This window comes from Pseudomonas sp. P1.8 (assembly GCF_001269805.1).
In the GTDB taxonomy this organism is placed as follows: Bacteria; Pseudomonadota; Gammaproteobacteria; order Pseudomonadales; family Pseudomonadaceae; genus Aquipseudomonas.
Genome location: NZ_LHVM01000015.1, coordinates 1 through 13526, shown reverse-complemented (window position 1 = coordinate 13526; position 13526 = coordinate 1). Strand labels below are relative to the sequence as shown.

The window sequence follows — 13526 nt, the reverse complement described above, 5'->3', positions numbered from 1 at the left end:
GTTACAGCGGTGTATAATTATTTCATCGTAGGGGTGATGAATACCAACCCTTCGCGGCTCCAGGCGTTACGATCTAAATACTGTGACGGTAGTATTTAGATCGTAACGTAGATCACTGGCATCTATTCAAGATGTTCAAATTCTGCCTTTTCGTTTTTGTCTGGCACGGATAATGGTACGCCATCAATGCCGGCATAAGCTACAATTACAACTGCTTCTTGTTCTCCAGTTACACCGCGATGGCTTGCTCCTACCGACTCAGGAAATGCCTCTCCGGACTTTACTTTGAGCGTCTTTTTACTCAGCCTGTCTTCGATAGTAAGCTCCCCCGAGATGACATAGGCAATGTTTGCAACAGGGTGATGATGCCAAGGGAGTGCGGTGTGCGGGGGAATGGTGATCTTTAGTAATGTAAGTTTTGTCTGGCCCGAAGGGTAAGGTTCGTATTTGACGCCTTCCCAAGAGACAGTGCTGTCTACTAGAACCTTGGCCCTCGGCGCTGATTGTTCACCTGCCATAGTATTACTGGTCGCGGCTATGACTAATATCGCGGCTGCTGCAGTTGATTTGAGCGCGCTCACAACGGAGCTCCGAACAACGGGAGTGAAACTTTGCATTTTTTTCATGGGCTGACTGCCTATTTTTTTATTGTGAGCGCCTATCCTGCACCGAGGTGAGAGCGCTGTATTGAACGTAATTACCTTTGTATAGAATGAAATGCGCCATGGACGCTCATCGAGCAGATCACTGCAAGCGTTCAAAGTGCCATCAAATTGTGAACTACCTGCTTGGCCTGGTACGCTGTAACCTGAGAGCATATGCTGTCCCTTGAAGCACCATTTCCAACTCGGTTTCTGGGTCATCACAGGTAAAGGCTGGCAGCGCAGGAACGAAGCTTACGTCATTCGAAAACGTCCATGGCCAAGTCCGTCTTGATCGGCGATCCAGGAGCGTGGACATCGGTAAGTCATGCAAGTCCTCTACATGTAGTGGCGCCCCTGCCATGGATACCAGCGACGGTGACCCGACGACAATCAATGGAACGCTCGCCACAGGTCGGGCAATAAATCGCCTGTCTCTGACCGTTCCAACCCTGATCCCAATATCAATTTTCGAGGCCACCGCATCGGTCAACTCATCGTCCAGCGAAAGCTCAATGAGCAGTTTGGGATGTTGCTTGCGCAGGCCAGCTAGATATCGCGTGAGGTAAAGCTTGCCGATGGCATGCGGCGCAGTCAGGCCAACACGACAAGTAATCTCCTCACTGCTTCCCTGTGCAGCCCTGGCAAACAGTAGGTCGAAGCTATCCACCGCTGCTCGTGCGTCCTGGGCAAGGCTTCTGCCGAAGTCGGTAATTTTCATCTGCCGCGTGCTTCGGTGAAACTAGGGCTCGCCCACGAGTTGTTCATCAACCGTTCAAAATCTGGACAGCCCCACACGCTCTAAGTGTTCACTATCTGGACACTTCAACTCCTACAACCTCCGATTTAAAGCCCCGCGAGCATTGGCATGCCCCATGCAATAAGTATCCGTGAACATCAACAAAAATAGGATGTATGAAGTGAAAACTTTGCTATCCAATGAAGTTTGGAATGAGCGTCTGTTCACGGGAAGCTGGGACGTGGGTGAACTCCCTACCACGCCAGTGAACTCTCCAAGCAATGGGCAACATCTGGGGGCCTTGGCAAACGCGGGCGCTGATCAGGTAGAACGAAGCGCGTTAAAGGCTGCAATAGCCCAGCGTGATTGGTACGCCCTTCCCTACGATGATCGAGCCAAGGTGATGAGAAAGGCTGCGGCCATTGCCGAGCAGTATCAAGAGGAGATTGCCGAATGGATCGTAAAAGAAAGCGGCTCTACTCATCCCAAGGCGAGCTTTGAAACGTCAATCTCGATTAAATCCCTTCACGAAGCGTGCGCACTTCCCTCCCGTAGCCAGGGCGAGGTTCTGCCCTCTGTAGCAGGGCGTCTGAGCATCGCGCGGCGCCGCCCACTAGGCGTAATTGGTGTTATCTCCCCATTCAACTTCCCGCTGTATCTGGCTATGCGCGCCGTGGCTCCAGCGTTAGCTACAGGTAATGCTGTGGTGCTCAAGCCAGATCCACGCACTGCTGTGTGCGGTGGTTATGTCATTGCGCGAATTTTCGAGCTGGCTGGGCTCCCGGCAGGCGTGCTCCATGTCCTACCAGGTGGAGCAGACGCCGGAGTAGCACTCACCTCTTCACCCAACGTAGCGATGATCCAATTTACAGGTTCCACTGCTGCGGGCCGTAAAGTCGGGGAAGCTGCCGGGCGCCACCTGAAGAAGGTGTCTCTCGAGCTCGGCGGCAAAAACTCACTGATCATTCTGGACGATGCGGATTTAGATCTTGCGATCGCGAATGCAACGTGGGGGGTTTATCTGCATCAAGGACAAATATGCATGTCAACCGGCCGCGTTTTGGTTCAGCGCGGTATTTACGACGCTTTTCTAAAACGGTTGGTTGCCAAAGCTCAAAGCTTAACTGTAGGTGATCCGACAACGGCTCAAGTACACCTTGGCCCACTCATCAATGCTGCCCAGCGCGACAATGCGCTGCGTATCGTCGAAGCCTCACGCGCTGCGGGGGCAAAGGTAGAAACGGGTGGATCGGCAGAAGGACTGTTTTTTCAGCCGACAGTGATCAGCGGTGTGTTGCGTGGCAACCCTGCATTCAACGAAGAGATCTTCGCGCCCGTCGCCGTGGTTGTTCCCTTTGATACTGACGAAGAAGCCGTCCAGCTTGCTAACGATACGGAATACGGCCTAAGCGCCGCAGTGCTATCCCGAGACACTGGACGAGCGTTGCGCCTCGGCGAGCAACTGCGCACCGGTCTCCTGCACATCAACGATCAGACAGTTAACGATGAAGTCATCAACCCATTCGGCGGCGTGGGCGCGTCGGGTAATGGCACCAGTATTGGTGGTGCCGCTAACTGGGAAGAGTTTACTCAATGGCAGTGGCTAACCCTTAAGGGCGAAGCACCGGCGTACCCGCTTTAATCTCGGAGAACAATAACAATGACAACTACAATCTTTCGCCCTATTCAAGCTGCCGTCACACGTGGCAAAGGTGCACCTTTCGTACTGGAGCAGGCTCGTATTCGCGCACCTGAAGGTGACGAGGTACTGGTACGCATCATTGCTACGGGCATGTGCCACACCGACATGATCGTGCGAGACCAATACTACCCGGTTCCCCTGCCAGCGGTACTTGGGCACGAAGGTTCGGGAGTTATCGAGGCCGTTGGCCCACTTGTGCAGAATCTGGAAGTTGGCGACCACGTCGTGATGACATATGGATATTGCGGCCACTGTTTAGCATGTGACTCCGGCCATGCAGCCTACTGCAAAGACTTCTTTGGACGTAATTTTAGCGGAGCAGGCCCGGATGGCCGAAATGCTCTATTGGACGAGAAAGGCGAAGCGTTGCACGATCATTTTTTTGCGCAATCATCTTTCGCGACGTACGCGTTGGGGCGTGAAAATAACACCATCCGGGTACCGAAAGAGGCACCAATCGAACTACTCGGCCCGCTCGGCTGTGGCATTCAAACCGGTGCAGGGGCGGTAATTAACTCGCTGAAAGTCACTCCTGGAAGTGCCTTTGCAGCGTTTGGAGGTGGTGCTGTGGGTCTTTCGGCAGTGCTGGCTGCGCAGGTAGCCGGAGCCTCAACCATCATAGTTGTCGATGTAGTGCCTTCACGACTGGAACTCGCTCTGGAACTCGGTGCAACTCATGTTGTGAATAGCCGGGAGTCAGATCCAGTGGCTGCGATTCGGGAGATTACCGGAGGTGGGGTGCAGTTCGCGCTTGAGTCCACTGGCCGACCCGAAGTATTGCGTCAGGCGGTCGATGCGCTCGGTAGCCGTGGGGCCCTCGGCGTAGTCGGCGCTCCACCGCTGGGTACAAATGCCAACTTCGACGTAAATGATTTGCTGCTGGGTGGAAAGACCATACGTGGCATCGTCGAAGGCGACAGCGTGCCGAAGAAGTTCATTCCAGAACTGGTGCATCTGTACATGCAGGGGAAGTTCGCTTTCGACAAACTGGTGAAGTTCTATGACTTCGACCAGATCAATCAGGCGGCTCAAGACAGTGAAAAAGGTGTGACGCTCAAGCCAATCATTCGAATCCAGAAGTAAGCCTCGCAGCAGGGGCCGCCGCCGGCCCCTGCTCTACAACAAGAACAAAAGGAATACCTCTCGTGACCAAGATCTTCAGCCTCGCTTGGGGCTTAATGCTGTGCGCGCTAATGTCGGGTAACGCCCGAGCGGTAGATGTAAACGCTGGTGATTACACCGCTTTGCCTCCTGGCACAAATGTAGCCGCCTGGTATCAACAATTCGGGCGAGCAGACCGATTCAACGGTGATGGTTCGCCCGACTTTAAAGAAGCTACAAGCCTTCGATCTAACATCAGCGTACTGCGACTGATCCACTTCACTGAGCTGGGCGGAATCACCATTGACCCGCAGATTCTCCTGCCATTTGGCCATGTCTATGACGTGAAGATCGGAGGACAATCCCTGGGCAGCAATAGTGGTGTTGCAGACCCAATCATCGGTGCTACGTTTTGGCTAGTAAATCAACCAAGCGCGGGAGTTAGCGGTAGATACTTCGGTATCACCCCGCTCATTTACCTCCCTTTAGGTCAATACGACCGACGTGAAGGTGTCAATTTGGGTGAAAATCGCTGGAAAGGGGATTTACAACTGGGCTGGGTGGAGCCGTTATCGGGCCGCTGGTCGATAGAGTTGTACGCTGATGCAGTGGTGTATGGCCCTAACGACGATGCCGGCGGCGGTAGCCAAACACTGCGCCAGGATCCGACCTATCAGATACAAACCAACCTTCGCTATGACTTCAACTCAGCCCAACGCTTGGCCCTAGGATTCTCCGCCTCAGAGGGTGGTAAGCAATACCTCTCGGGGGATTACAACGGGCAAAAAACCGAAGTGCAGCAAGCTCGATTGGAGTTTCAACAGATGGTCGGAAAGACAGTGCAACTAAGCGCCCAACTAACTCACGACACCCATGTGGTGGGCGGGTTTCAGGAAGACACAGGTGTGAACCTGCGAGCCCTCCTATTGTTTTGAGCCGCCGAGCAACCTTGACGTGTTGCTAGCCACGGGGCACCGTGAACTGGCAACACGACATCGATAGCAACAATAACAAGGTGTATTCATGGATCGCCTACAGCTCGAATTGCACACCGCGCGTCGAAATTTTGCCGAGGGTGTTCCGTTACCTATTGGCTTGTTACCCGAGCCCATCGAGCGTTCGTGGGAACGCTCTAGAGCTGCAGGCCTGACCCCTTGGCAACCTCGCCTGGCGCGAGGTCACCTCGACATTCTCTCCTTGACCGATGCCGACGCCCATCTGGCTGAATGCGTACAACCAGAGCTTGAGCGATTGTGGGATCTGATCGGTGATTCACACTGGATGCTGTTTTGCGTCAATCCTGAGAATCGAATAGTACAAACCCGAAAGCCTGCAGGAATGGATAGTCCGTTGTCAGCCCTGCATGCAGGGCGGCGCATAGGTGAAGCGGATATTGGTACAACTGCCCCCGCATGCACCTTGGTTGACGGTATGCCCGCTATAGTCGCAGGCAACCAACACTACCTTCATGAGTTTTCGCAATTCTTTTGCGTAAGCGTCCCGCTGCGTGGCGTTAACGGTGAATTGCTGGGAGCTCTCGATCTCACTGGAATTGGTACACGAAACGCCGGCACAATGCTGGAGCGGTTGAAGCATGCAGCACTAGCCACTGAAAACAATTTTTTTCTGGCCTTGCCCGACTGCCAGATCCTGGAGCTCCAGCATGACCCAAGGCTTTTGGGTTCGCCACTTCAAGCATTGCTCGCTGTTCGTGAGGATGGGACGGTATGTGGTGCCAATCGTGCAGCTCAGCAATTGCTCGGAGTCAGCAGTTACCGCCCTCTTGACCTGAACCTTGAGCACCTGTTTGACCGCTCTAACCACAGCCTGCTCGATTTCTCATCCAAATTACTAACGCTTGCAGACGGCTCACGACTTTATGGACGGTTGCTGAGCCATCAGCCAACAAAGAGTCAGCCGCTACGGGCGGCGCAGTCTGCGCTAGGAAGTGATCGCAGAATCAACGCGCGATTTGAGGATGCCAAGAAGGCGGTTGCGGCCAATCTGCCGGTACTAATTACCGGCCCTACCGGTTGTGGCAAGGAAGTATTTGCCAAAGCGTTACACCAGCACTGCTTTCCTAGCTCACCTTTCGTAGCTATCAATTGCGCTTCGTTGCCAGAAAGCCTCATAGAATCCGAACTGTTCGGGCATACGGAGGGAAGCTTCACAGGCGCCCGTAAGGGAGGCTCGATGGGGCTTCTTGAAGCGGCTCAAGACGGTGTCCTGCTGCTGGACGAAATTGGTGATATGCCATTAGCCCTTCAGAGCAGGTTGCTTCGCGCTTTACAAGAGAGGCAAGTCACACGAGTTGGTAGCACAAATTCCATTCCTTTTAGGGCGCACATCATTGCTGCCACCCACCGATCTCTCCCAGCGTTAGTGGCGACCGGCGACTTCCGTGAAGACCTTTTTTACCGTCTAGACGGCCTACGGGTTGCATTACCGTCACTTGATCAACGACTCGACAAGGAGCAGCTAATTGATGCTTTTTTTCAGCGTCCCGGGTGCCCGAGACTAAATGCCGAGGCGCGGGCAACGCTCCTTGCTTATAACTGGCCAGGGAACCTGCGGCAGTTAGAGAACGTAGCAGGCCTCGCGTCGGTACTTGCCGACGGCGCTCCATACATTACTGTGAATCACCTCCCAGAAGAGATCTTAGGCAGTACCAACGCACCGACCAGGAGTCTCTCGGATGCTACGCGGGATGTAATCGAGCGAGTATTGCTGTCTCATCAGGGCAACGTTTCAGCGGCTGCCAAAGAGCTCGGTATTTCGCGAACGACCCTGTACAAGCGACTAACCATACGATAGCGCTCACTTGCAGAAAATCTTGTTGCTCGAAAAGGCGAGTCAACCGAAACAGCTTGAGCAAGAGATTTACATAGTAGGAGCCTGCCACTCAACGCTGATGATGGATGAGAACCCTCTGTACAAAAACGAACGCCCCGAACAACTCGGGGCGTCATTGGCCGCGTTCCCTAGTGCGTTTTCACACTGCCTGGTGAAGCGCCGCTTTGTATTTCAACTAAGTTAGTTGGCCAACCAGGACTCCACGGTCGCTGAACCGTACTCAGCTTTCCACTCTTTCAAAGTCCGGTGATTGCCCCCTTTGGTTTCGACCATCTCCCCCGTATGCGGGTTTTTATAAACCTTCACTTGGCGAGGCTTGCGGCTACTCACTTTAGGCTCGTTGGGTGGAGAGCGACGACGGGCAGCTGGTGGATCAAGCAAATTGATCACGTTCGGCAAGCTGTAGCCATACTCTGCCAATAGAGCACGTAGCTTCGTTTCGAATTCGATTTCCCGCTTGAGGCCAGCATCGCCTTTGAGCGCTTCCAGTGCCTCGAGCTGTTCAGCGAGGTGTTTTTCGAGTTGGCGAAATTCAGCGAGCTTAGACATGGGAACTCCAATGAGGTTATTTACACACGGTACACCAAATACGAAAAATTAGAATCAGGTGTCGTCATGTAGAAAGCAGATGTCTGTCACTCTAATGGAGGGCAAGAATACGATCATCCCTGGATAAACAGTTGAGCATTTGGAACCTAGCTCCAACATCAGCGCTGGAATCATGCGAGGGACATTCATGGTGTCGCAGGCGCTAATCGGTATCAGCTACGGTTACGCCTGTCGCTTGATTACCTATAGATGAGATCACAGCGCGGATGGGTGCCTTCGCGTCATGCAGCGTTAACCTGCCGTATCAGTTGGCACCGTGGCATTTCACACACCAAGCGACGCAGTCCCAATGACGCAAGCACGCCGCATAACCTACTCATTAGCGGATTGGCGTAGCTTGGTACGCAGTAAATTTCCAACGACCTTCAGCCATCGTCCAGATGGCCAGACTTTTGTTCTTCAGAAAGCGTTGCTCTCCATTGATGATCAAGTCCGCATTCATCCCGCCAATTACCAAAACCGTATCGCCGTACTGTCGGATCTCATCGATCGGGTGGTCGATGGATTGATACACGTAGTAGCCACTACGGCACTTTTCGAGATATTGCGCCAATGAGTCTACGACACCGCTGGAATGGACATAGAAGAGATCAGGAAGTGCCAACGAGACGAACTGATCAAATTCCCGCTGGACAATCGCTTCGAACCGTTGCTCTTCAAGGTTGCGAATCAGTTGCTCGACCGTTTCATTTGAATTTTCGTACATGGTGCCTTGCCTTCAAACTGGTTTTTGAAATTTAGTGCTAGCGAACGTTCTGACCTGGAAGCATGCCTTTGAGCACATCGTCTCTCTCGATGAAATGGTGCTTCAGTGCAACCAGAACATGCCCGCCCACCAGCGCACCACAAAGCCACGCCGTATACGTATGAATCCACTTGACCAAGTCATACAGATCCTTGTCGGGAGCCACCAACGGCGGCAAAGTGAATAGACCTGCAACGATGATTGGCTTATCGGCAACTGAACTCCAGTACCAACCGGAAACTGGCAAGCCGACTAAGGCGACGACATAAAGCAGAATGTGCCCGACCAATGCCCCGCGTTTCATGAAAGGACTCATTGTTTCCGGGAGCGCCGGCGCAGGATGCGACAGGCGCCAAGCAATTCTTGCGACGACTAGAAACAGAAGCGTACTGGCCATGGCTTTGTGCAAAAAAGTCAGCTCATGATGACCGTTGAGTTCGTCGCGCCAATGAGTTGCAAGCATCCCAATGCACCAGGCCCCAATCCAAAGAAGCGCCATGCCCCAATGAAGCAACTTTGCAGTGCTGGTATAGCTACCCGCCTTCGCCATCACGATTACCCTTCAAACAGATCGTTGTGCGCAAAGTATGCTCAGTAGCGACCATCAAAAAAATCGCGATTATTTGGTAAAAATCATCTACCAATTCGATGCGTAACGCACGATCACCTTTTGGGTCAATACCAGAAATCGGTATTAGAGGGATTTCCCTTGTCCGATTCGAGAGACAGCCGCGAATCGATTGCGGCACGTTCGATGACCAAGGCGATGCACACCAGAAGGTTTAGGCTCACAGTTCCGTCTTTCGCCGAACACGTTGCTGATGAAAAATCTGCGCACGCAAAAACAGGGTGCGGACAAGCCAGTCACCCTGTTTGAATGTCGCAGCCTTGGTCATGAGCCTGACGTCGTTGGTTGTATATGTGGTGAACTACATCGCCCTTCGCGAAACGCAAGCGGAGCGCGCAGGCCATAGGCCAAAGGCGTGCGGATGGAAGCCCGCAAGTGCCGAGACCCGGAACGGGGCTTGGTTCACGACAGCCAGCCCGCAGGGCACGCCAATAAACGCTGATGAAAGAAAAACCCGACCCGAGAGAACCACGAGCACGAGGGGCGACCGCTCAAAGAGGAAGTGTTTTCAAGTGCCGTACTCCTCTACCCTACTTCCGATTTCGCCCATAGATCCGAGGTAGCTCCTACGACAAGGCAGCTCGGCGATAAAATCTAACTTGATGAGCATTTCAGGGATGCCATCAAGTAGGTCAGTCACCTCCAACCTCTTCATGCTAGCAAAGGCCCTCTCGGCAACGAATCCCTCAAGATCGAAATTCTGGAGGGCAACAAACCACCCTTCACGGCTGTACGAATCAAAGATTCCAGAGGCCAAAGTAATACCCCCTCCTTTCTTGAGGATCATGACCAGCCCCGAGAATTAGGTTGTACAGGGAAAGCGCCGTTGATGATGCCCCTCCCGAAAATCACTGCAGTATCGGAGGTGTCTGATGAACTGTTTGAGAAAGACGAAGGTAGTCGCGCAAGCTGGCACGTCCATTTTCCCGCTGGAAAGTAGCGAGCACATACCGCGAATTCACGGTTGTCATCACCCAAAATCTTCCCTCGCGCTCGACCTTCAGCACATCAGAAGTCCGGATCAGATGGCCGTCGCCAAACCGACCGTACTGGTCTTTACGCTTGTGGCCGAAAACTACGCCGATGCCTGCGCGCGCTTTAATTGAAACCCCGCAAAGGTAAGCGGTCACCGGCAAATCGAAGCCTTGAGCTTCGGCTTTTATGATGCGGATGAGATCAAAGTCTGTATGGCGTTTTCCATGGAAATTTACATCTAAGGTGTCCAGCATAATTGCGCTCCATTGGGCAGTCCGTATGGCGTTATCAGGAATTGCGCACGGAACCAAGGGCGCAGATACCGTGCAGGATATTAGTTAATCTCAATTCCCTTGGATCATGCTCGAGAGAAAGATGAGCGTCAGATTCGTCAGCGCTTCGACTTTGAAATCTGAGTGATGCGAGGTGTGGTAAACCGCCCCCTCAGCCACTTCCAGTAGGCAAACCTCGGAGCCAGTCTTGTCCTCGCCTACTGTTACTCTGGTTAACCTCTCCATTTGCCAACCTGCAGTCTTATTCATCCAAGAAGGCGTTACAGCCATTATCTCGGTGATCGCTAAATCAGCTCCCTGACTCACCAACATCTCTTGAAGCTTGCGCGTGTCATCAACCATCAACGCACACTCGGTGAATCGCCCCTCGTTTTCGACCCTCAGGGTGAGGTGATACCAAGGCGTTCTGAGCAGCCTCGACACTCCACGCCAATGGGACACGCCCTCGCCGAACATTCCAGGGATGCCTATCAGATCGTCATCTATGGTTCTGAACATCTATCGCCTCAAGCTGTTGGAGCACATGAACTATCCAGCAGAAACTGGTTGGTATCAGAAGATGGAAAATATCGCTTCGATGGACGAAGACTTACGATGGCCCGGCCCGAGCAAAACGTAGACGGAATTCCGCGTAGCAAACAGAAAACCTTCTTTGAAGGTCGTGCCCATGCTTGAACGCACCCAGTGGCCGGATTCGAAACGGCGCTGCTCGTCGTGTACAACTTTGTGGGCAAACAGGAACATTGGCTGGCAGCCAGCGGCGATTACTTTGGCTCGCTCGGCGTCGGTGACAATGGCGTCAAGGATTATCCAATCCTCGACAGCGCAGAGAGGGAGGTGTTTGTAGTGCCTTCTGGCCGCCATCAGAGCGTCATCGAGCCTCAGCTCAGCACCAATTAGGCTGACACCGGGATCGCCCAACAGGCCATCTTGAATGGGTCTACCCACGTCCACCTCCCCGCTTACTGTTTTTTTCATAAATTGTCAGGCCTTTCTCGCTGCCAGCTCACCCTATATGGAGGCTTTGAGCCTAGGAAGCAGGAGTGAAGTTGTCGTGATATATACAATAATACCTCATATTGATGTTTATCGGAAACCCTGTGGTATGGCTATATCCTGACTTTTGGCCAACCCATGCACCTCAAAATTGCCCTTGCTGGCGCCCTAAGAGCTCTTCGGCTGAATCGCCGCTTTCGGTATGAAAAGCTTTCTGACGCCAGCGCGAGGTCGAAAATCAGCGCTCTCGAGCGTGGCGAAACGAGCATTACGCTCGAAAAATTCGAAAGCTTGGCTGAGGCACTCGAGATAGATCCGCTTGCCCTGATGGCCTTGTGCATGTCTGCACGCCTTGGAACGCCCTACCCTCGTCTTATAGAAGATGCACAAGAGCAGCTTCGAGCGTTTGAAGCTGAAGGAGGCATAAAGCTTTTGGCAGAGCAATTCGCGGATGGCGCGCTGATTCAGCGTACGCGTGGAAAACCTCAGAAAATTGAAAACCTCGAGGCCGTCAGGAAACTCAAGTCGGAAGGGATGTCGCAGGCCCAGATCGCTCAGGCATTGGGTTTCTCCCCTAGCGTTGTCAATCGTCACTGGAAGCGGATTTTGAGCCAGGAGCAGCAGGTCAATCCATAGGCATTAAGAACCGTCGCATTTTCGCTCACCTCCAGGTAGCCACTACCAATCAAACGCGCCCGTTGATGGCTTTACTGGCTGAGCGACTCCTTGCGCATTCTCTACCGCGGACGTGTCAATCGATTGCATCCAGGAAGTCGAGCAAATGCTCATTATCAGGATTCAGGGATGTGGCGTGAGACGAGTTAACGACACGCTTTAGGCGGTTCGGCGTAAGCGTCCGGTTAAGTCACCTTGACGGGGGAGCTGGGAGAGAGCCCGAAAGCGTGAGCATTGGCCAAACCTTCAACCAGCTTTTGGACTTGACGCGCTCTTGATAGATAGCATTTTTCCGTGGCGAACCTCCCTGCTGGGCGGATAATCGAGTTGAAAAGATCATGATGCCTGAATCGCCCCGGATTCTCTAGACACCTTGCAAGCTCATTGCGTAACGCCTTTCAAACTCTACCGGCGACAGCTGATTGTTGAAACCATGACGACGTTTTGCGTTGTAGAACATCTCGATGTAATCGAACACATCACTACGAGCATCTTCCCGCGTGGTGTAAATTTTCCGCTTGATCCGTTCCCGTTTCAGAAGCTGGAAAAAGCTCTCGGCCACGGCATTATCATGACAGTTGCCTCGGCGACTCATGCTGGCAACCAAATTGTTCGCCTTCAAAAAGCTGCGCCAATCGGAGCTGCTGTACTGGCTACCTTGGTCGCTATGAACCATTACCTCTTGTTTCGGTTTACGCCTCCAAACCGCCATCAATAACGCATCAATAGCCAAATCACTGGTCATCTGAGACTTCATTGACCAGCCTACAACCTGACGAGAAAACAGATCCAGCACCACAGCCAAGTACAACCAGCCTTCATATGTACGAATGTAGGTGATGTCGGTGACCCAAACCTTGTTGGGTTCCACGACATCGAACTGGCGCTTCAGCAAATTGGGTGAGGCGACCGCTGGCTTACCGCCGTACTTTCCAGGGCGACGTCGATACCCTGTCTGAGAGCGCAGACCTTCAAGACGCATCAGCCTCGCTACACGATGGCGACCACAGTCTTCACCGACCTCGCGCAGATCGTCATGGATTTTGCGATAGCCATAAACGCCGCCACTTTCCAGCCATGAATGCTTGATCAAACCCAGCAGTCGTTGGTCGTCTTTGGCGCGTGCAGATTGCGGCTCAGACAACCAGGCGTAATACCCACTGGGGTGGACTTTCAGCGTCAGGCAAAGCCGTCGTATGGAATAGTCATCTGCTCGCTGCTTGATAAAGGCGTACTTCAACCGCACTCCTTGGCAAAGTACGCGGCGGCCTTTTTTAAGATGTCTCGCTCTTCAGTAACCCGCTTGAGTTCTGCTCGCAGACGACGCAGTTCAGCGTGCTGATCATCGTCCTGCTGCCGTTCTTCTTGAGGTTTGCTGTAGCGCTTTATCCAGGCGTAGAGGCTATGCGTCGACACGCCAAGACGGGCCGCTACATCAGCGACAGGCAGCTTCTTTTCGGTCACTTGATTGACCGCTTGGATTTTGAATTCTTCGGGGTAACGCGGGTTGCTCATGGCACCTCCTAATTGGCCTCAGTTTAAGGCAAAGAGGTGTCTACGAAACCCGGG

General features: G+C 53.0%; 15 protein-coding genes. 5 read left to right on the top strand and 10 right to left on the bottom strand.

Annotated elements, in window-relative coordinates; all coding sequences use genetic code 11:
• Positions 1 to 122: 122 nt before the first annotated feature.
• Together AD668_RS16000 and AD668_RS15995 are read right to left on the bottom strand one after the other, a co-directional pair.
• The gene (locus AD668_RS16000; RefSeq protein WP_256220679.1) at positions 123 to 581 is read right to left on the bottom strand and encodes a cupin domain-containing protein; all 459 of its coding nucleotides are present in this window, start codon (positions 579 to 581) and stop codon (positions 123 to 125) included.
• 199 nt (positions 582 to 780) lie between these two features.
• A complete protein-coding gene (locus AD668_RS15995) occupies positions 781 to 1362 on the bottom strand; it encodes a LysR substrate-binding domain-containing protein (RefSeq protein WP_053160460.1) in 582 nt (193 codons plus the stop codon).
• 190 nt (positions 1363 to 1552) lie between these two features.
• On the opposite strand from AD668_RS15995, the gene AD668_RS15990 reads away from it, so the two are divergent.
• The 4 genes from AD668_RS15990 (at position 1553) to AD668_RS15975 (ending at position 6997) form a co-directional block, all read left to right on the top strand.
• Complete coding sequence (locus AD668_RS15990) at positions 1553 to 3022, top strand: benzaldehyde dehydrogenase (RefSeq protein WP_172681832.1); 1470 nt, start codon at positions 1553 to 1555, stop codon at positions 3020 to 3022.
• A gap of 18 nt (positions 3023 to 3040) precedes the next feature.
• Complete coding sequence (locus AD668_RS15985) at positions 3041 to 4165, top strand: NAD(P)-dependent alcohol dehydrogenase (RefSeq protein ID WP_082344492.1); 1125 nt, start codon at positions 3041 to 3043, stop codon at positions 4163 to 4165.
• 62 nt (positions 4166 to 4227) lie between these two features.
• Complete coding sequence (locus AD668_RS15980; RefSeq protein ID WP_256220678.1) at positions 4228 to 5118, top strand: transporter; 891 nt, start codon at positions 4228 to 4230, stop codon at positions 5116 to 5118.
• A gap of 88 nt (positions 5119 to 5206) precedes the next feature.
• A complete protein-coding gene (locus tag AD668_RS15975) occupies positions 5207 to 6997 on the top strand; it encodes a sigma-54-dependent Fis family transcriptional regulator (protein ID WP_053160454.1) in 1791 nt (596 codons plus the stop codon).
• A 219-nt stretch (positions 6998 to 7216) separates the two neighbouring features.
• On the opposite strand, the gene AD668_RS15965 is transcribed toward AD668_RS15975, so the two are convergent.
• From AD668_RS15965 to AD668_RS15935, 7 genes are all read right to left on the bottom strand, one after another.
• Positions 7217 to 7585, bottom strand: a complete 369-nt coding sequence (locus AD668_RS15965; protein ID WP_053160450.1) for a histone-like nucleoid-structuring protein, MvaT/MvaU family — start codon at positions 7583 to 7585, stop codon at positions 7217 to 7219.
• A gap of 379 nt (positions 7586 to 7964) precedes the next feature.
• Positions 7965 to 8351 (bottom strand): nuclear transport factor 2 family protein, encoded by a 387-nt coding sequence (locus AD668_RS15960; protein WP_053160449.1) that lies wholly within the window; start codon positions 8349 to 8351, stop codon positions 7965 to 7967.
• A 37-nt stretch (positions 8352 to 8388) separates the two neighbouring features.
• Complete coding sequence (locus AD668_RS15955; protein WP_053160447.1) at positions 8389 to 8940, bottom strand: cytochrome b; 552 nt, start codon at positions 8938 to 8940, stop codon at positions 8389 to 8391.
• A 586-nt stretch (positions 8941 to 9526) separates the two neighbouring features.
• The gene (locus tag AD668_RS15950; protein ID WP_053160445.1) at positions 9527 to 9805 is read right to left on the bottom strand and encodes a hypothetical protein; all 279 of its coding nucleotides are present in this window, start codon (positions 9803 to 9805) and stop codon (positions 9527 to 9529) included.
• 61 nt (positions 9806 to 9866) lie between these two features.
• Positions 9867 to 10247: a hypothetical protein gene (locus AD668_RS15945; RefSeq protein WP_053160443.1), complete on the bottom strand. Its 381-nt coding sequence runs from the start codon at positions 10245 to 10247 to the stop codon at positions 9867 to 9869.
• Positions 10248 to 10337: 90 nt separating this feature from the next.
• Positions 10338 to 10784, bottom strand: a complete 447-nt coding sequence (locus AD668_RS15940; RefSeq protein WP_053160441.1) for a hypothetical protein — start codon at positions 10782 to 10784, stop codon at positions 10338 to 10340.
• A 54-nt stretch (positions 10785 to 10838) separates the two neighbouring features.
• Positions 10839 to 11264, bottom strand: coding sequence for a hypothetical protein (locus tag AD668_RS15935; RefSeq protein WP_053160439.1), 426 nt, complete (start codon positions 11262 to 11264; stop codon positions 10839 to 10841).
• Between the two features lie 156 nt (positions 11265 to 11420).
• Between AD668_RS15935 and AD668_RS15930 the strand changes: the two genes are divergently transcribed.
• On the top strand, positions 11421 to 11918 hold the full coding sequence (locus tag AD668_RS15930) for a helix-turn-helix domain-containing protein (protein WP_053160437.1): 498 nt from the start codon (positions 11421 to 11423) through the stop codon (positions 11916 to 11918).
• 403 nt (positions 11919 to 12321) lie between these two features.
• Here AD668_RS15930 and AD668_RS15925 read toward each other — a convergent pair.
• Positions 12322 to 13472, bottom strand: a protein-coding gene (locus tag AD668_RS15925; RefSeq protein WP_156322335.1) for an IS3 family transposase whose coding sequence is annotated in 2 segments (ribosomal slippage) — positions 12322 to 13238 and positions 13238 to 13472 — 1152 coding nt in all. Because the reading frame shifts where the segments join, the coding sequence is not laid out codon by codon here.
• Between the last annotated feature and the right edge of the window lie 54 nt (positions 13473 to 13526).